Source organism: Cyanobium sp. LEGE 06113, from assembly GCF_015207615.1.
Genome location: NZ_JADEWM010000008.1, coordinates 29,968 through 48,405, shown reverse-complemented (window position 1 = coordinate 48,405; position 18,438 = coordinate 29,968). Strand labels below are relative to the sequence as shown.

Below are 18,438 nucleotides of genomic sequence, written 5' to 3'. Positions count from 1 at the left end.
TCTCATTCTGCAACGCAACGCCAGTGAGTACAGCTCCCCACGGCCGCCTGGCCTTCCTCCTGCGCTGGATCGGCCTCACCCTGGTGCTGCTCATGGCGCTGCAGATCGCAGCTCTCGTTGCCGCCTGGAACTGGTCGCTGGAGCCGTTCCGCCAGGTGTTCGTCGATCGACTCGTGGCCGAGTCGCCCATGGCACTGGTGGGCCTGCTGCTGATGCTGTTCGGCAGCCGCCTCGAGGGGAACCCCTCCCGTACGGCCCTGCGCTGGACCACGGGAGTGCTGGCCATCCTCTTGGCCGTGGCGATGGTGGTGACGGTGCCCGTTGCCGTGGAGGCTGAGCGCTCCCTCATGACCCAGATGCAGGAGTCGGAAGCCCAGATCGCCCAGCAGACCTCCCAGCTGGAGCAGCAGCAACAGCAGCTGCAGGATCCGGCCTTTGTGGACCAGCTGATCGCCGAGGCCGAGCGGGAAGGTCGGATTCCGGCCGATGCCAGTGACGAACTCAAGAAGCAGCGGGCCCAGGAGTTCATCGACACCCAGCTCAAACCCCAGCTGGCCCAGGCGCAGCAGCAGATCGACCAGGCGCGCCTCGGCCGCGATCTCTCCGTGCAGCAGCGCCGCTTCGGCGGAACGGGGCGCGCCATGGTGCTGGCGGTCGCCTTTGTGCTGGTGGCCCTGGTCGCCCTCGTCTGAGACGGGGCGGCGGCCCGGCTGGCTAAGTTGTGCCTGTGGCAGCTGTCGACCGGATCCCCGGGTTTTGCCTTGGTTCAATCCAGTCCCAAACCAGATCAGCCGCTGAGCAACCGACTCCAGCAGGACCTGAAGAACGACCTGATCGCCGGGTTGCTGGTGGTGATCCCCCTGGCGACCACGATCTGGCTGGCCACCACGGTGAGCCGCTTCGTGCTGGCGTTCCTCACCTCGATCCCGAAGCAGTTCAACCCGTTCAACACCCTCAGCCCGCTGCTGCAGGAGCTGATCAACCTGGGGGTGGGGCTGGTGGTGCCGCTGCTGGCCATCCTGCTGATCGGACTGATGGCCCGCAACATCGTGGGCCGCTGGCTGCTCGAGTTCGGCGAGGGCACCCTGCTGCGCATCCCGTTGGCGGGCTCCGTCTACAAGACCCTCAAGCAGCTGCTGGAAACCTTCCTGCAGGGCAATGCCACCCGCTTCCGCCGCGTGGTGCTGGTGGAATATCCGCGTGAGGGTCAGTTTGCTCTGGGTTTTGTCACGGGGGTGCTGGGCAGCGCCCTGCAGGCCGGTTTCACTGAGCCGATGCTGAGCGTGTTCATCCCCACCGCTCCCAATCCCACCACCGGCTGGTATGCGGTGGTGCCCGAGGCCTCCGTGCGCGACCTCAATCTCTCCGTGGAGGACGCCTTCCGCACGATCATCTCGGCAGGCATCGTCAACCCCGATGAGCGCGAAACCCCCAACCGCAGCTTCTCCAGCCTGCTGGCCCAGCTGCGCGCCCCCCAGATGTCCTGATGCAGAGCCGCACCCTCTCCCGCGAACTGGCCCTGCTGATGCTCGGCCAGATCAGTGACCGTGGCGATGGCGCTGCAGCCAAGGCGGCCGCTGCCAGCCAGGCTCCCGCCGATCTGGCCCTCGATCAGCTGCTGCAGCAGGCCCTGGCCAGCCTCAGCCAGCACGTGCGCGAAGCCCTCGATCGCTCCGCCGCCGATCTGCAGCTGTCGCAGCAGCACCTGCTCGACAGCGAGCTGCAGGATCAGGCTCAAGCCAGCTGCCCCGGGTGCGCCAGCATCTCAACGATGGCCTGGCCGCCGCGGAGCAGGCGCTCAACCGCCTCTCGGCCAGCCTGGAACTGCCGCGCCTGCTGATGCTGGCTGACCAGGAGGAGGTGCGCCGCGGTGCTCTGGACCGTGCTGCTGCCGTGCTGCGTCAGCGCGACGACATCGATCGCCGCCTCGATGCCGTGATGGAGGGTTGGCGCCTCACCAGGCTGCCCCGCATCGACCGCGATATCCTGCGCCTGGCCGCCGTGGATCTCGCCGATTTCGGCACCCCTGCCGCCGTGGCCTGCAACGAGGCTGTGGATCTGGCCAACCGCTACAGCGATGAACAGGGCCGGCGCATGATCAACGGCGTGCTGCGCCGCTTCACCAACGCAGTGACGGCCTCCTGATGGTGTTCGACTGGTTCAGGCGCAGGCCTGCTTCCCCGGCCCCGGCTGCTGGCGACACGCCCCCCACCGCTTCCCCCGAAGCAGGGCCAACGCCAGAGCCGGCCCCGTCCGAGTCAGTGCCTGAGCCGGCGTTCGTCGAGCCTGCCCCTGCTGGGGCCACACCAGCCACCGACCAGGACGCCCTCGCCTGGGCCCGGGAGGCCTATGCCCGCCTCAAGGCCCAGCAGCTGGCGGCCGAGCAGCCAGCCCAGGCCCCTGAGCCTGAGCCAGCGGTTGCCGCTCCGGCTCCGCCACCAGCAGGCGCCGCCACAGAAGATTCAGCGAGCCCGGCCCCGGCCCCTCCCCCCGGCCCCGATCCCTCCACCACGCTGGTAGCTCCGGTCTCGCTGCTCGAGCAGGCCGCGGCCAAGCGGGCCGAGCGCCAGCAGGCGATCACCGACGCTGCCGCTGCGATCACAGCTGATGCCGCCACCACGCCAGCGGCCCCTGCCCAGAAGCCGCCTGAGCCCTCCGCCCCAGTCCCATCCCGGGCAGCGGAACCCCAGCTGGGGGCGTTCGACGACACCTTCACCTGGTCGGCCGAGGTGCTGGCGGCCCAGGGACGACGGGTCGAGGACGTGTCGCTTGAGGAGATCGACTGGCTGGGGAGGCTGCGCCAGGGGCTGGAAAAAACCCGCCAGGGTTTTGTCAGCCAGCTGCTGGAACGGCTTGGCGATGACCCTCTCAGCCCCGAGACCCTCGACGACCTCGAAACCACCCTGCTGCGGGCCGATGTGGGCGTGAGCGCCACTGATCACGTGCTGGACGCCCTGCGCCAGCGCCTCAACCGCGAGGTGGTGGATCCCGCCGAGGGCATCCGCTTTCTCAAGGAACAGCTGCGCCAGATCCTCGATGACCCCAGCCAGGGCAGCGCCAGCCCCCTGCTGGCCCCCGAGCGCGGCCGCCTCAATGTGTGGTTGCTGGTGGGAGTCAATGGAGTGGGCAAGACCACCACCCTGGGCAAGCTCGCCAACCTGGCGGTGCGCAGCGGCTACAGCTGCCTGATCGCCGCTGCCGACACGTTCCGGGCCGCTGCCGTGCAGCAGGTGCAGGTGTGGGGTGAGCGCAGTGGCGTGGCGGTGATCTCCAACCCCAGCGCCAACGCTGATCCCGCCGCTGTGGTCTACGACGCCCTCGGGGCGGCCCGGGCCCAGGGCACGGAACTGGTGCTGGTGGACACGGCCGGCCGGCTGCAGACCAAGCACAACCTGATGGAGGAGCTGGCCAAGGTGCGGCGCATCGTCGACAAGCTGGCGCCCGAGGCCGTGGTGGAGTCGTTGCTGGTGCTCGATGCCAGCCAGGGCCAGAACGGGCTGAGGCAGGCGATGGCCTTCGCCAGCTCCGCCGGGCTCACCGGCGTGGTGCTCACCAAGCTGGATGGCAGTGCCCGCGGTGGCGTCGCCCTGGCGGTGGCGTCGGAGGCGCGGCTGCCGATCCGGTTCGTGGGGGCTGGCGAGGGCATCCGCGACCTGCGGCCGTTCAACAGCTTTGAGTTTGTCGAAGCCCTGATGGCGGGCTGATCGCCGCTACCCTTCGGATCCTCCGCGGCCGCTCCTTGAGCCAGAAGCCGCCCACACCCCTTGAGGCCCACCAGGCCCCTGCGGCTGCAGCACCTGACCCTGCGGCGGCGGCCTCGATGCGGCAACTGCTCGACAGCCTGAACCGGGAGCAGCGCCGCAACCTGGATCTGCTGGCCTCCCTGGCCTTCGCGCTGCGCAGCGTGACCAACCTCAGCCGCCTGCTGGAGCTGGTGCCGGCGGTGGCGGCGCGCCTGGTGGAGGCGGACGGGGCCGTGCTGGTGGTGTTCCATGAGGACGGCCGCCTCTGGAAGGAGCAGCTTCAGGCCACGCCCTACGAGCGCTGCGCCGAGCTGCTGCGGCAGCTGGGGGCTCTGGCCAGCAGCGAGAGGCCGCTGCTGCACGATGACCCCACCGACCTCAGTGGCCTCGATCAGCGCATGGCGCGGCTGATCGGCGGCGCTCAGGTCTTCGCCACCTCCGTGGTCTGCCGCAGCCGCCAGCGCGGCCGCCTCTACGTGTTCAGTCAGCGGCAGGGATACAGCTGGAGCGAGGTGCATCGTCGCCACGTGCAGCTGGTGGCCGATCTGGCCGGCGTGGCCCTCGAAAACGACACCCTGCTCCAGGACATGCGGCGCCATGAGCGGGTGGATCGCCAGCTCAGCATCGGCGCTGAGGTGCAGGGCCAGCTGCTGCCGGATCGTTGCCCCGTGATCGAGGGGATCGAGCTGGCGGCCCGCTGCCGGCCGGCCTTCCAGGTGGGAGGCGACTACTACGACTTCATTCCCACCCGGCCGGCCCGGCCCGGCCACCCGCCCGAGAGAGAGCGCTGGGCCGTGGTGATGGGCGACGTGATGGGCAAGGGTGTGCCGGCCGGGCTGCTGATGAGCCTGCTGCGCGGCATGTTGCGGGCCGAGGTGCTGAGCGGCCACCCACCGGATCGGATCCTCCACGACCTCAACCAGCTGGCCCAGGAGGACCTCTCCCATTCCCACCGCTTTGTGACCCTCTTCTATTCCGATTTCGACCCTCGTACCAGGCGACTGCGCTACGGCAATGCCGCCCACAATCCACCCCTGCTGTGGCGGCGCCAGGCGGACCATCTGGAACGGCTGGATGCGGCGGGCCCGCTGATCGGGCTGCAGAGCGACGCCGATTACGGCGTGGACGGCACCGTGCTCGACTCCGGTGACGTGGTGCTGTACTACACCGATGGCCTCACGGAGGCCATCGGTCTCGGCGGCGAGCGCTACGAGGAACTGCGGCTCGTGCAGAGCTTTCAGGCCGCCTGCCGGGCCGGTCTCGGCGCCCAGGAGATTCTCGATCAGCTGTTTGCCCGCCTCGATCGCTTCGTGGGCGCCAACCGCCAGCTCGACGATGACGCCTCGATCGTGGTGCTGAAAGTGCGCGACCAGCCCGTGCTGCCCAGCCTGCCCGCCCTTGGAAGCTGAGTGGCAAGCTGACGGATCTGACTGCCCCAGTCCCGATGGCCGCCCCTTCCTCCCCCGCGCCGCAGGCCGGTGTCACCGGCGCTGAGGCCGGCGGCTGGAGCAACCGCTTTGAGCAGGGGCTGCATCCGGCCATCGAGCGCTTCAATGCCTCGATCGGCTTTGACATCCAGCTGCTGCAGCAGGATCTGGATGGCTCGATCGCCCATGCCCGCATGCTGGGTCGCTGCGGAGTGATCAGCGAAACGGAGGCCACTCGGCTGATCGAGGGGCTGGAGACGGTGCGGCGCGAGGCGGCCGCCGGCGCCTTCAACCCCGGCCTGGAGGCCGAGGATGTGCACTTCGCCGTGGAGCGGCGGCTGATTGAGCTGCTCGGACCGCTGGGCAAGAAGCTGCACACCGGCCGCTCCCGCAATGACCAGGTGGGAACGGACCTGCGGCTGTGGTTGCGCCAGCGGATCGATGCCATCGATGTGGCCCTGGTGCGCTTCGAGCGGGCCCTGCTGCAGCAGGCCGAACGGCACATCGACACCATGATTCCCGGCTACACCCACCTGCAGCGGGCCCAGCCGCTCTGCCTGGCCCACCACCTGCTGGCCTACGTCGCCATGGCGGAGCGGGATCGCCAACGGCTCGGCGATGTGCGCCGCCGCGTCAACCTCTGTCCCCTCGGCGCCGCGGCCCTGGCCGGCACCCCGGTGCCGATCGATCGGCGCCAGACCGCGGCGGAGCTGGGCTTTGACGCCATCTACGACAACAGCCTCGATGCGGTGAGCGACAGGGATTTCAGCGTGGAGTTCATGGCGGCCGCCTCCCTGGTGCTGGCCCACCTCAGCCGGCTCAGCGAGGAGGTGATCCTCTGGGCCAGCGAGGAGTTCGGCTTCGTGGCCCTCAGCGACCGCTGCGCCACCGGCAGCAGCCTGATGCCTCAGAAGAAGAACCCGGATGTGCCCGAACTGGTGCGCGGCAAGAGCGGCCGCGTGTTCGGCCACCTGATGGGGCTGCTCACCATGATCAAGGGGTTGCCCCTCGCCTACAACAAGGACTTCCAAGAAGACAAGGAGGCCCTGTTCGACGGGGTGGCCACCGTGCTCGACTGCCTCGAGGCCATGGCCATTCTCTTCGAGGAGGGCCTGGAGTTCCGGCCCCGGCGGCTGGAGGCGGCCGTGGCAGCCGATTTCTCCAATGCCACCGATGTGGCCGACTACCTCGTGGCCCGCGGCGTGCCCTTCCGGGAGGCCTACCAGCTTGTGGGAGGGCTGGTGAAGGGCTGTCTCCAGGAGGGTGTGCTGCTGCGGGATCTGCCCCTGGAGCGCTGGCAGGCCCTGCACCCGGCCTTCCGCGATGACATCTATGCGGCCATCGATCCTCGCCAGGTGGTGGCCGCCCGGCGCAGTGAGGGAGGCACCTCCTTTGAGCGGGTGAGGGAGCAGCTGGACCTGGCACGCCGTCGCCTGGAGGGCTGAGGGTGCGGCCCTTTGGCGGGCCTAGGCTGATGCCGTTCGAGGCCCGAGTGCCTACCCCTGGTTCGTGAGCATCTTTGTCGGCAATCTGCCCTTCCGCGCGGAGCAGGAGGATGTGACTGAGCTGTTTGCACCCTTCGGTGACGTGGTGAGTTGTGCCCTGCCGCTGGAGCGCGACAGTGGTCGCAAGCGGGGCTTCGCCTTCGTGGAGATGGCGGATCCGGAGATGGAATCCCGTGCCATCGAGGCCCTGCAGGGAGCCGAGCTGATGGGCCGGCCCCTGCGCATCAACAAGGCTGAACCCCGCAGTGGCGGCGGCGGTGGCTCCCGTCGCGGTGGTGGCGGCTACGGCGGTGGTGGCTACGGCGGCGGGGGAGGCGGCTATGGCGGCGGCGGCGATCGCGGCTCAGGATCCCAGGGCTGGGAAGATCGCAGCTACGGCGGCGGCGCCGCCGATTCCTTCGGTGCGGGTCGCACCCGTCGCCGGCGCAGCAGTGGTGGTGACGGGGCCCAGCAGGCCTGACGCGGCAGCCATGGAACGGCCAGAAGCAGGATCACAGCCCCTGGTTGCTCAGCCATTGGGCCGCCTGTCGCAGCACCTCCGGGCCCGCCTCCCGCCCGCTCGCGGCGGTGCTGATCTGCTGCCGCCACCGCCGCGCCCCGCTCACCCCCTGCACCAGGTGCACCAGGTGGCGGGCCAGGGGCCAGAGCCGCTCACCCCGCTCCAGCCACTGCTCGGCATAGGGGATCAGTCCGTGCACCACCTCTGAGGCCCTGGCCGGAGGACGGCTGGCATCGCCGTGGATCTGGCTGTCGACCCCCACCCAGTGCATCGGATGGGCATAGGCGGCCCGGCCCACCATGGCCCCATCCACCAGCTGCAGCTGCAGCTGGCAGGCCTCCAGGGTCTCCAGGCCGCCATTGATCTCCAGGTTCAGCTGGGGCCGGTCGCGCTTGAGCTGGTGCACCAGGTCGTAGCGCAGCGGCGGCACCGTGCGGTTGGCCTTGGGGTCGAGGCCGTTGAGCCAGGCCTTGCGGGCGTGAACGGCGAAGCCGCTGGCGCCGGCGGCGGCCACGCTGTCCACGAAGGCCAGCAGCTCGGCGTAGGAGTCCTGGTCGTCGATGCCGATCCGATGCTTCACCGTCACTGGCAGGGGCGAGGCGGCGGCCATGGCGGCCACGCACGCCGCCACGCGCGCTGGATCAGCCATCAGGCAGGCGCCGAAGCGCCCCTTGCGCACCTTCTCGCTGGGGCAGCCCACATTCAGATTCACCTCGTCGTAGCCCCAGTCGGCCGCCAGCTGCGTGGCCGCCGCCAGCAGGGCGGGATCGTCGCCCCCGATCTGCAGGGCCAGGGGTTTCTCCGCCGGGTGGAATCCCAGCAGCCGCTCCAATCGCCCCCCAGACCTGGCCGCATCCGGCGCCTGCCTGGCATGGTGCAGGGCATTGGCCACCACCATCTCGCTGTAGAGCAGGCTGTGCTGCGTGATCTGGCGCATCAGCATCCGAAAATGCCGATCCGTGTAGTCCATCATCGGAGCCACGCTGAAGCGGTGGCTGCTCTGGCCGTGCTGCCTCATCGCCCCATGCTGCCGATCCATGGGTCCTGAACCGCCGCTGGGGTCATCGGATCGCCAGCCGCGTTCCGAGCCGGGGGCACTGCCGGATCGGGCGGCGGTGGTGGTGGTGGGCGGCGGTGCGGCCGGGTTCATGGCGGCGATCATCGCCGCCGAAGCCGGCGTGCGTGACATCCACGTGCTGGAGGCCACGGCGGAGCCGCTGCAGAAGGTGCGCATCAGTGGTGGCGGCCGCTGCAATGTCACCCACGCCTGCTGGGATCCGCGCAGCCTCGTGGGCCATTACCCGCGCGGCCAGAAAGCCCTGCGCGGGCCGTTCGCGCGCTTTGCCTGCGGCGATGCCGTGGCCTGGTTCGCTGAGCATGGTCTGGATCTGGTCGAAGAGGCCGATGGCCGTCTCTTCCCCCGCTCGAACCGCTCCAGCTCGGTGGTCTCGGCCCTGCGCCAGGCGGCCCGCCGGGCCGGGGTGACCGTGCACCTCGGCACCAGCGCCCAGCAGGTGGCGCGACGGGAAGGGGGCTTTACGCTTCAGGTGCGAGTCAGTGGGGCGTCCACCCTGCCGCTGCTGGCCGAACGGCTGGTGCTGGCCACTGGCGGCCACCCCAGTGGCCGCCGCCTGGCGGTGAGCCTCGGCCACACCCAGGTGCCTCCCGTGCCCTCCCTGTTCACCCTGACGCTGGAGGCGCAGGCGCTCACCTCCCTGGCGGGGGTGGTGATGGACCCTGTGCAGCTCACCCTGGAGCTTCCTGACGGCAGCAGAGTGCAGCAGGACGGCCCCGTGTTGATCACCCACTGGGGGCTGAGTGGGCCCGCCACCCTGCGGCTCACGGCCTTCGCGGCCCGTGCGCTGCATGCCGCACGCTATCGGGCTCAGCTCCTGGTGGACTGGACCGGGGGCCGCTCGGAGCAGCAGCTCACGGCGCTACTGGCCGCGGCCCGCTCAGACCAGGCGAAACGGCAGCTGGCCAATGCCCGGCCCTGGCCTGAGCTCAGTCGACGCCTCTGGCTGCACCTGCTGCAGAGCCAGGGGGTGGATCCCGCCCAGCGCTGGGCGGACCTCACCAGGCGCAACCAGCAGGCCCTGGTCCAGGCCTTGCGCCGCTCCCGCTACAGCGTGCGGGGCCGCGGACCTTCGGGGAAGAGTTCGTGAGCGCCGGCGGCGTGCCCCTCGATGAGCTCAGCACGGCGCACATGGAGAGCCGCTCCGTGCCGGGCCTGTACATGGCCGGGGAACTTCTCGATGTGGATGGCGTCACCGGTGGGTTCAACTTTCAGCACTGCTGGACCTCCGGCTGGCTGGCCGGCCGGGCGATCGCGGCGGCCAGCCAGTCAGCGATCTGTCAGACGGGGATCTGAAGGTAGGTGATTACTTGATCTGATCAAAGATCGAGAACATCGGCAGATACATGGCGATCAGAATCGCACCCACGATCATCCCCACCAGCACAATCATCATCGGCTCCAGCAGGGAGGTGAGTGCCTTCACGGCTGTTTCCACTTCGTCTTCATAAAAATCTGCCGCCTTGGAGAGCATGGTGTCCATTTCCCCAGTCTCCTCACCGATCGACAGCATGCTCAGGGCCATCTCCGGCAGGACCTGACGGCGACTGAGGGCGACGCTCAAGGGGATGCCCTCCATCAGCGACTGACGACTTCCCTGGATCGTGTCTGATACCACGGAATTGGAGGTGATGTCCCGAACCACACCCAGGGCTTGGAGGATTGGCACGCCAGCCTGGGTGAGTGACCCGAAGGTGCGGCAGAACTGGGCTGTAGCGGTTTTCTGAATCAGATCACCAAACACCGGGAGTTTCAGAGAAAGCCCATCCATCCAGCGTCTGCCGAAGGGGGTCTGATAGAACTTGAGGGCACCAATGGTTGCGATGGCAATCACTCCAATCAGAAAAAATGAGAATGGTGATCGCAGTAGTTGGCTGAAGTCCACCATGAACTGAGTGAACCAAGGAAGCTCGGCGTTGAGATCTTCGAAGATCTTGGCAAAGGTGGGAATCACAAAGATCGTCATGCCGAGGAACACAGCAATGGCGATGCATAACACTGCGATTGGATAGGCCATCGCACCCCGGATCTGATTCTGCAGCCGCGCATTGGCTTCCAGCAGCTTGGCCAGTCTGCGCAGCGCCTCATCCAGCACACCACCTGCTTCGCCGGCCCCCACCATCGCCAGGGTGAGGCGGTCAAACACCTTCGGCCAACGCCGCATGGCTTCCGCCAGGCTCAGGCCCTGGTTCAGTTCCAGGCTCACGGATTCCAGGGCTCGTTTGAACAGCGGCATCTTCTGCTGCGAGGCCATCAGGTCGATGCTGCGCACGATCGGCACCCCTGCCGTCACCAGTGCCGCCAGCTTGTTGGCGAAGACAGCCTTGGCCCGGGTGCCAGGCCTGCTTTCAAAGGCACTGATCAGGCTGGTGGTTCTGAGCTTCTGCTTCAGCTGTCGAACTGCCTTCTGACTGATCGCAGAGGTGTTGGATGAGGCCTTGATCTCCGTGACCCGAATCCCCCGCAAACGCAAGCTGCGCTTCGCCTGCAGGGCGTCAGCAGCTTCCACCCTGATGGAGGTCTGCTTGCCCCGTTTCTCGTAGCTGGCAATGAAGGTCGGCATGGTGGTGGCTGGACTCAGCCGAGTTGGTTCAGCAGTCGCTTGAGCTCTTCGGGTCGACTGGTTTTGGTGATGGCTTCATCGATCAGAATGTTGTTGCTGAGCACCAGATCAGCCAGGGACTTCTCCAGAGTCTGCATGGCCAGTTCACCACCCATCTGAATCTGGGAGTAGAGCTGAGCTGTTTTCCCTTCGCGGATCAGGTTGGCGATGGCCGGAGTGCTGATCATGATCTCCTGGGCCATGACCCTACCCAGCTGATTGGGCATTGGCTTGTGGCGTTTACACAGGGTCTGAGCAAACACCGCTACGAGGCTGCCGCTGAGCTGAACCCTGACCTGGCTCTGCTGGGCAGCGGGGAACACATCCACCATGCGGTCCACGGTCTGAGAGGCCGAACTCGTGTGCAGCGAAGCGAGCACCAAATGCCCTGTTTCAGCGGCAGTGATGGCCAGCTGAATGGTCTCAAGGTCACGCATTTCTCCAACGAGAATCACATCGGGATCTTCCCGTAGTGCTGACCTCAGCGCATTGGAGAAGCTGCGGGTGTCGTCATTCAGCTGACGCTGATGGATCATGCTCTTGTCTGAAGAATAGGTGAATTCAATCGGGTCTTCAATGGTGAGAATATGTTCAGTGCGAGTTTGATTGATGTGATTCAGGATGGCTGCCAGGGTGGTGGTCTTGCCTGATCCCGTGGGCCCGGTGACGAGTACAAGACCCTTAGGGGAATGACTCATCTCCTCGACGATGGATGGCATGTTCAGACTCTCCAGCGAGGGTATGGTGCTACCCAGGGCCCTCAGAGAGGCGGCATAGGTGCCGCGCTGCCGGTAGACATTGATCCTGAACCTGGCCACACCCCTGAGGCCGTAGGAACAGTCAAGTTCCCAGTCTTGCTCAAGACGCTTGCGCTGGGAATTATTGAGAATCGAGAAAATCAGCTTGTTGCAGTCCTCCTCATCGAGTCGTTCCTCAACGATGGGTCTCAACTGCCCGTTGAAGCGCCCATAGGGCGGTAGCCCGGAACTGATGTGGAGGTCACTGCCACCAGCAGCGACCAGCTCAGTCATCAGATCTTCGATCATCACGGCCATGGGTCTCAGAGCAAGAGATCGGCGACGGAATCCAGGGATCGGGGCCTGGGCTGCCCGGGAGGCTGGCTGGGAAGTCTCACCGGGGCGTGAGGCAGTAGGGACACTCCAGCCAAGCATCACTGAGACCGGCTCCGCAGTCCTTGCAGGTCAGGGTGCTTAAGGCACGGGAGCGACGCTCACTCTCGAGCCCTGTATCCGTGAGCAGAATCCGCTGCACTTCAGCCAGGGTGGTGTGGCCTTCCCGCACCAGCTCAAGGCCATAGCCCAGCAGTGTCTTCATACCGCTTTCCAGGGCCAGGCGCCGGATCACATCGGTGGTTTGGCGCTGGGCGATGGCGGTGGAGATCGCATCGTTGATGCGCAGCACTTCAAACGCCGCCACCCTCCCCTTGTAGCCATTGCCATTGCAGTTGGGGCAGGCACGTTTCTGGCGCCCATGGCCCGTGTCGGCCCGATAGAAGGTCACATCGGAAACTTCGCTTACCAACAGTCCGAATCGACTCAGTTCTTCCGGGTCGGGGTGGTAGCTGATGCGGCACTGGCTGCAGACCCGACGCACCAGCCGCTGCGACACGATGCCCAGCAGAGAGGCGCTCACCATGAAGGGTTCGACCCCCATCTCATCCAGCCGTGTAATGGCACTGGCCGCATCGTTGCAGTGCAGGGTGGTGAGCACCAGGTGCCCTGTGAGGGCGGCCTCAATGGCTGTTTTGGCCGTTTCCAGATCGCGGGTTTCCCCCACCAGCAGCACATCGGGGTCCTGCCGCATGAAGGCCCGCAGGGTGGTGGGGAAGTCCAGCCCCTTGTCTCGGTTCACCTGGGTCTGGGTGATGCCCTGCAAGGTGTATTCAATGGGATCCTCCACCGTGGAGATGTTGATGTCTGGATTGTTGCGCTCTGATAGCAGCGCATACAGCGTGGTGGATTTGCCGGAGCCCGTGGGGCCCGTGACCAGGACCATGCCGTAAGGGTTACTACCGAGTTCCCGCAGGGTCGAGCGGGCGTCGGGATTGGTGATCAGCGTGTCCAGGCCGAGCTCGGTCGAGCTGCTGTCCAGCAGCCGCAGCACCACCTTTTCGCCGTTGCGGGTCGGCAGGGTGCTGACGCGGAAGTCCATCTTGCGTCCCCGGAACAGGCGTCGGATCCGACCGTCCTGAGGTAGCCGTCGTTCGGCGATGTCCAGTTCCGCCATGATCTTCAGCCTGGAGGTGACGGCAGGCACCAGACTGCGGGGCAGATCCTCAAACAGCTTCTGCAGCACGCCGTCGATCCGGAATCGGATCTCAAGGGTCTGGTCGTGGGGCTCGACGTGGATGTCGCTGGCGCCGATGCTGAGGGCTTCGATCAGGATCCGGTCCACCAGGCTCACGATCGGTGAGGCATTGGCGCTGGAGTTGGTTTCGGCTTCGCTGACCTCCAGGTCTTCCAGTTCCAGCACCTCCTGCAGCTGACCGCTGGCGCTGGGAAGCTCAAGATCCTTCGTGAGCGAGCGTGGCTCCATCAGGTCGCTGGCCTCGTCCTTCCCAGCCGTTTCACGAGACGACTCCTCCTGTTCCAGGGAGGTCAGCAGGGCCATTTGCTCGAGGGCATCGGTGATATCCCTGCTCCTGGCCTGCAGCAATTCCGCCTCCAGGCCCAGCGCGCTCAAGGCAAGCTGCACGGCCCTCCGGGGTTCGCGGCCCCAGTCGCTCGGTACGGCCACCACCAGCACTCCGGGGCGTTCGGCGATGGGACAGGCGCCAAACTCGCCCCAGCGCTCGAAGCTCAGGCCGGGATTGCGTACCTCCTCCGGCGTGAGGTCTCCCCGATCGAGCAGAGGATGTTGCAGCAGCCCTGCGGCGGCCTGATCACCTCCAGCAGCGCTGTGGTCTCTAGGCAGGGGCCTTGGAGGCAGCGGGGGGAAGGGGGGAAACGGTCTGAGCGGCATGCGCTTGGCGCCAGGATGGGGAGGTGCGGGCTTCCGCCGTTGTGAGCCGTCCGCCAGGGCCCCAACATGTCTAGATCTGAACGTGCTTGTTGTCACGCATGAGCGGTGAACCTGTGGTACCTCCCGAAACCAACCCCACCCAGGATCTTCAGGCTCCGATGGAGGCTGCGGTGGACTCCACTGCGGCCGAGTTGATCGACCCTTCCGCCGCGGCAGGCGCTGGGGAAGCCCCCCCGGATGCCGGATCCGGCGACCACAGCGCCGCTGCGGCCCAGGAGGCGTCAGCGCCGGCTGATCCCGCCGGCGCGGCCAGGCTCGTGGTGGAACTGGAGCGGGAGCTGGCCAGCCTCAGGAGCCAGCACGAGAGCCTCAACGGTCAGCACATGCGGCTCGCGGCGGATTTCGATAACTTCCGCAAACGCCAGAGCCGTGACAGTGAGGATCAGCGGCTGCAGATCACCTGTGCCACCCTCGGTGAGATCCTGCCGGTTCTCGACAACTTCGATCGGGCCCGTCAGCAGCTCAATCCCCAGCATGAGGAGGCCCAGTCACTGCACCGCAGCTACCAGGGCCTCTACCGCCAGCTGGTGGATGTGTTCAAGCAGCTGGGCGTCTCGCCGATGCGGGTGGAGGGTGAGCCCTTTGACCCGATGCTGCACGAAGCCGTGCTGAGGGAACCCAGTGACCAGCACCCCGAGGACGTTGTGATCGAGGAACTGCAGCGGGGCTATCACCTCAATGGCCGCGTGCTGCGCCATGCCCTCGTGAAGGTGTCCATGGGACCGGGACCCAGCGATGCCGCCTCTCCTGCAGGAGAGGCCCCGGGAGGGCCTGAGCAGGAGTCCAGTGCGCCTCCCCACGAGGGTTGACCATGGCGGACTACTACGACCTGCTGGCTGTGAGCCGCGACGCCGATGCGGACAGCCTCAAGCGGGCCTACAGGCGGCTGGCCCGCCAGTACCACCCCGACATCAACAAGGATCCCGGCGCGAGGAGCGGTTCAAGGAAATCGGCCGGGCCTATGAGGTGCTGAGTGATCCCCAGAGCCGCGCCCGCTACGACCAGTTCGGCGAGGCCGGCCTCGGTGGCGGCGACGGCATGCCCGACATGGGCGACATGGGCGGCTTTGCCGATCTGTTCGAGACCTTCTTCAGCGGCTTCGGTGGCGCCCAGGCGGGTGGTCCCCGCCGCCGCGGGCCCCGGCAGGGCGACGACCTGCGCCTCGATCTCACGATCAGCTTTGCGGAGGCCATCTTCGGGATCGAGCGGGAGGTGCAGATCCGCCACCTCGAAACCTGCTCCAGCTGCAAGGGCAGCGGGGCCAAGGAGGGTGCCGGCCCCACCACCTGCACCACCTGCTCGGGTGCCGGCCAGGTGCGTCGCGCCACCCGCACCCCCTTCGGCAGCTTCACCCAGGTGGCCCCCTGCCCCACCTGTGAGGGCAGCGGCCAGATGATCGACGACCCCTGCACCGCCTGTGGCGGCCAGGGCCTCCAGCAGGTGCGCAAGAAACTGCGCATCAACATTCCCGCCGGCGTGGATTCCGGCACCCGGCTGCGGGTGGCCCAGGAGGGCAACGCCGGCCAGCGGGGTGGCCCGCCCGGGGATCTCTACGTGTTCCTGAGCGTCCAGCCCCATCCCCAGCTGCGCCGTGACGGCATCAACATCCAGTCGGAGGTGGCCCTCAACTACCTGCAGGCGATCCTCGGCGACACCATCGAGGTGGAGACGGTCGATGGACCGGAGCCGCTCACGATTCCACCGGGCACCCAGCCGGGCGCCGTGCTCACCATGCAGGCCAAGGGAGTGCCGAAGCTGGGCAACCCGGTGGCCCGCGGCAATCATCTGTTCAGCGTCAAGGTGCAGCTGCCCACCAAGGTCAGCGGCGAGGAGCGGGAGCTGCTGGAGCAGTTGGCGGGTCACCACACCAATCGGGGCCAGAAGCATCCGCATAAGAGCGGTCTGTTCGGTGGCCTGTTCGGCCACCGCGACTGAGCCGTGTCCTCAGCCCCACGCCCCTCTCTCCTGCTCGATCTCCGCGGTACCCCCTGCCCCCTCAACTTCATCAGGGCGCGACTGGCCCTCGAAGGCCTGGAGGCGGGCTCCTGGCTCCAGCTCGACGTGGACCGCGGCGAAGCGGAAGAGCAGGTGAGCTCCGGCCTGCGGCAGCAGGGCCACGCGGTGCAGGAGGCTCCCCATCCCGAGGCGGAGCAGGGGGCGATCCGGCTGCTGGTGTGCCGCCATGAGGCCTGAGCCTGCAGGCGGCGTCAGCGAGGGGCTCAACGGCCTGGTGACGGCCCTGCAGGCCAACTACTGCAGCGTGGCGCTGGAGGGGCCAGGCCCCGGTGGCGCCGGCCAGCTGCTCTGCACCCGCCGCACGCGCCTGGCCAAGAGTGGGCAGAGCATCTGTGTGGGCGACCGCGTGCGGGTTGAGGGCATCGACTGGCCGGCCGGGCGCGCTGCGGTGGCGGCCGTGCATCCCCGCAGCAGCCTTCTGGAGCGTCCCGCCGTGGCCAATGTGAGCCGCATCGTGGTGGTGGTGGCGCTGGCGGAGCCCGTGGCCGATCCGCTGCAGCTCAGCCGTTTTCTGATCACGGCCGAGGCCAGCGGCACCCCCGTGCTGCCGGTGCTCTCCAAGGCCGACCTGCTGCCCGCCACGGCGGTGGCCGACTGGTGCCGGCGCCTGCAGGGGTGGGGCTACGCGCCGCTGGCCGTGGCAGCCACCACGGGGCAGGGTCTCGAGGCCCTGCGGCAGGAGCTCCAGCAGCCTGGCATCACCGTGATCTGTGGGCCCTCCGGGGTGGGTAAGAGCAGCCTGCTCAACGCCCTGCTGCCGGCCCTAGACCTGCGGGTGGCGGCGGTTTCGGGCCGGCTCCAGCGAGGCCGCCACACCACCCGCCACGTGGAGTTGTTCGGTCTGGCCCCCGGTGCCCTGGTGGCCGACACTCCGGGCTTCAATCGCCCAAGGCTGCCGCGGGATCCTGCCGCCCTCGGGGCCCTCTTCCCGGAAGTGCTTGCCGCGCTGGCCCGTCAGGGCCCCTGCCGCTTCAGCGACTGCCTGCACCAGGGCGAGCCTGACTGCTCCGTGGGCACGGCCTGGGAGCGCTGGCCCCTCTACCGCCAGTGCCTCGACGATCTGCAGCAGGACCTGGAGCGCGCCCCGGCCCCCAGCTCGGATCCAGCCGGTCTGCGCCGCCGCGGCGGCCGGCTGGAACCCCTGCTCGCGGCCCGGTACCGGCGCAGCTCCCGCCGCAGTCAGCGTCAGCAGGAGGAACGGGAGGACCGGGGCCCTGGCCAGAGCTGAGCGCCCTAGCCCCCCAGGCCCGGCAGGTTGAGATTGAGGCCGCCGGTGAGTTCCTCCATGCGGCCCTTCATGGTGCCGGTGGAGTTGGCGTAAGCGGCTTGCAGGGCTTCCAGCACGGCGGTTTCGCAGGTCTCGACGCCGTCGGCCAGCAGCTCCGGAGCCAGACGCACCTTCAGGGGCTGTTGGTTGCCGGAGAGCCACACGCTGGCGCGGCCATCGGCGCTGCTGCCTTCCAGCTCCATGGCGTCGAGCTCTTCCTGGAGCTTCTGGGCGTTCTGCTGGAGTTCCTGGGCCTTTTTGAAGGCCTCAGTGAGCTGACCGAAATTGGGAAGTCCGAAGCCGGCCATGCCGTTTCAAAAGCAGTGACCAGGCTAAGGGTGGCACCCCTCGGCCTACCGCTGGAAACCCAGCCGCTTCACCTCGGGATGGAGGGCGATGCCATGCCGCTCCAGCACCCGGCGCTGCACGTCCGCGATCAGGGCGTCGATGTCGGCGGCCCGGGCCTCGCCGGCATTGACGATGAAATTGGCGTGGATTCTGGACACTTCCGCATCGCCGATACGCAGCCCCTTGAGGCCCAGCTCCTCGATCAGCCGACCCGCCTTGTGGGGCTCGGGGTTGCGGAACACACTGCCGCAGCTCGGCTGCTGATACGGCTGGGTGCTGGTGCGGCTGTGCAGGTTGGAGCTGGTGCGCTCGCGCACCAGCTCCGGGTCATGGCCCGGCTGCAGTTCAAAGCGGGCCGACAGCACGATCCAGGGCTCCTCTTGGAGCCGGCTGTGCCGGTAGGCCAGGTCCAGGTCTCTGGCTTCCAGCTCCACCACCTGGTCGGGGCGGGCCGGGTCGAGCAGCCGCACGGAGTGCAGCCAATCGGCCGTGCAGCCCCCCTGGGCGCCGGCATTCATCACGGCGGCGCCTCCCACGGTGCCGGGGATGCCCACGGCCCACTCGAGGCCGCTCAGGCCGGCCCTGGCCGCCTTGCGCGCCAGGGTGGGGATCGGTTCGCCGGCGGCGGCCTCCACCCAGCCGCTGCCGCCATCCAGGCTGGCGCCCTGCAGCCGCCGGTTGCAGAGCGTCAGGCCGGCCAGGCCCGCATCGGCGATCAGCAGGTTCGACCCCGCGCCGATGCAACGCAGCGCCAGCCCCTCCCGCCAGGCCCAGGCCGCCAGGGCCGCCAGCTCCGCATCAGAGCCGGGCTCCGCAAACCATTCCGCCGGACCCCCCACTTTCCAGGTGGTGAAGGCTCGCAGGTCCGTGCCCTGACGCAGACCGGGCAACTGGCTCAGGCTGGGGGTCATCCG

At 67.7% G+C, this 18,438-nt stretch carries 15 protein-coding genes and 3 pseudogenes; 12 read left to right on the top strand and 6 right to left on the bottom strand.

Features of this window, described 5'->3' with window-relative positions; all coding sequences use genetic code 11:
• The first annotated feature begins 23 nt into the window (after positions 1-23).
• From IQ220_RS12880 to IQ220_RS12850, 7 genes and pseudogenes are all read left to right on the top strand, one after another.
• Positions 24-692, top strand: coding sequence for an HpsJ family protein (locus tag IQ220_RS12880; protein ID WP_193915433.1), 669 nt, complete (start codon positions 24-26; stop codon positions 690-692).
• A gap of 69 nt (positions 693-761) precedes the next feature.
• Entirely contained in the window at positions 762-1,487 is a 726-nt protein-coding gene (locus IQ220_RS12875) for a DUF502 domain-containing protein (protein ID WP_186697866.1), read from the top strand.
• Positions 1,487-2,145 (top strand): annotated as a pseudogene (gene nusB, locus IQ220_RS12870) (transcription antitermination factor NusB). The gene IQ220_RS12875 and the pseudogene nusB overlap by 1 nt, the downstream one beginning before the upstream one ends.
• Entirely contained in the window at positions 2,145-3,704 is a 1,560-nt protein-coding gene (gene ftsY, locus IQ220_RS12865; protein ID WP_193915431.1) for a signal recognition particle-docking protein FtsY, read from the top strand. The pseudogene nusB and the gene ftsY overlap by 1 nt, the downstream one beginning before the upstream one ends.
• Before the next feature lie 35 nt (positions 3,705-3,739).
• A complete protein-coding gene (locus tag IQ220_RS12860; protein ID WP_370566473.1) occupies positions 3,740-5,152 on the top strand; it encodes a PP2C family protein-serine/threonine phosphatase in 1,413 nt (470 codons plus the stop codon).
• A 35-nt stretch (positions 5,153-5,187) separates the two neighbouring features.
• Complete coding sequence (argH, locus tag IQ220_RS12855) at positions 5,188-6,615, top strand: argininosuccinate lyase (protein ID WP_186697872.1); 1,428 nt, start codon at positions 5,188-5,190, stop codon at positions 6,613-6,615.
• Between the two features lie 64 nt (positions 6,616-6,679).
• Positions 6,680-7,135, top strand: coding sequence for an RNA-binding protein (locus IQ220_RS12850; protein ID WP_193915428.1), 456 nt, complete (start codon positions 6,680-6,682; stop codon positions 7,133-7,135).
• Between the two features lie 31 nt (positions 7,136-7,166).
• Here IQ220_RS12850 and dusA read toward each other — a convergent pair whose 3' ends face one another.
• Positions 7,167-8,192: a tRNA dihydrouridine(20/20a) synthase DusA gene (dusA, locus tag IQ220_RS12845; protein WP_186697876.1), complete on the bottom strand. Its 1,026-nt coding sequence runs from the start codon at positions 8,190-8,192 to the stop codon at positions 7,167-7,169.
• Positions 8,193-8,322: 130 nt separating this feature from the next.
• On the opposite strand from dusA, the pseudogene IQ220_RS12840 reads away from it, so the two are divergent.
• Positions 8,323-9,545: pseudogene (locus tag IQ220_RS12840) on the top strand (aminoacetone oxidase family FAD-binding enzyme).
• A gap of 10 nt (positions 9,546-9,555) precedes the next feature.
• Here IQ220_RS12840 and IQ220_RS12835 read toward each other — a convergent pair.
• The 3 genes from IQ220_RS12835 to IQ220_RS12825 all read right to left on the bottom strand — a co-directional run bounded on the left by IQ220_RS12835 (position 9,556) and on the right by IQ220_RS12825 (position 13,833).
• A complete protein-coding gene (locus tag IQ220_RS12835) occupies positions 9,556-10,812 on the bottom strand; it encodes a type II secretion system F family protein (RefSeq protein WP_186697880.1) in 1,257 nt (418 codons plus the stop codon).
• 14 nt (positions 10,813-10,826) lie between these two features.
• Positions 10,827-11,906: a type IV pilus twitching motility protein PilT gene (locus IQ220_RS12830; protein WP_193915425.1), complete on the bottom strand. Its 1,080-nt coding sequence runs from the start codon at positions 11,904-11,906 to the stop codon at positions 10,827-10,829.
• A 76-nt stretch (positions 11,907-11,982) separates the two neighbouring features.
• On the bottom strand, positions 11,983-13,833 hold the full coding sequence (locus IQ220_RS12825) for a GspE/PulE family protein (protein WP_193915422.1): 1,851 nt from the start codon (positions 13,831-13,833) through the stop codon (positions 11,983-11,985).
• A 98-nt stretch (positions 13,834-13,931) separates the two neighbouring features.
• On the opposite strand from IQ220_RS12825, the gene grpE reads away from it, so the two are divergent.
• The 4 genes and pseudogenes from grpE (at position 13,932) to rsgA (ending at position 17,137) form a co-directional block, all read left to right on the top strand.
• A complete protein-coding gene (grpE, locus tag IQ220_RS12820; protein ID WP_228009208.1) occupies positions 13,932-14,702 on the top strand; it encodes a nucleotide exchange factor GrpE in 771 nt (256 codons plus the stop codon).
• A gap of 2 nt (positions 14,703-14,704) precedes the next feature.
• Positions 14,705-15,828, top strand: a pseudogene (gene dnaJ, locus IQ220_RS12815) (molecular chaperone DnaJ).
• Between the two features lie 3 nt (positions 15,829-15,831).
• Positions 15,832-16,086: a sulfurtransferase TusA family protein gene (locus IQ220_RS12810; protein ID WP_193915419.1), complete on the top strand. Its 255-nt coding sequence runs from the start codon at positions 15,832-15,834 to the stop codon at positions 16,084-16,086.
• Positions 16,076-17,137, top strand: a complete 1,062-nt coding sequence (rsgA, locus tag IQ220_RS12805) for a ribosome small subunit-dependent GTPase A (protein ID WP_193915415.1) — start codon at positions 16,076-16,078, stop codon at positions 17,135-17,137. The genes IQ220_RS12810 and rsgA overlap by 11 nt, the downstream gene beginning before the upstream one ends.
• Positions 17,138-17,142: 5 nt before the next feature.
• Here rsgA and IQ220_RS12800 read toward each other — a convergent pair whose 3' ends face one another.
• Together IQ220_RS12800 and murB are read right to left on the bottom strand one after the other, a co-directional pair.
• The gene (locus IQ220_RS12800) at positions 17,143-17,484 is read right to left on the bottom strand and encodes a YbaB/EbfC family nucleoid-associated protein (protein WP_193915412.1); all 342 of its coding nucleotides are present in this window, start codon (positions 17,482-17,484) and stop codon (positions 17,143-17,145) included.
• Positions 17,485-17,529: 45 nt separating this feature from the next.
• Positions 17,530-18,435: a UDP-N-acetylmuramate dehydrogenase gene (gene murB / locus IQ220_RS12795; protein WP_193915409.1), complete on the bottom strand. Its 906-nt coding sequence runs from the start codon at positions 18,433-18,435 to the stop codon at positions 17,530-17,532.
• Positions 18,436-18,438 lie beyond the last annotated feature (3 nt).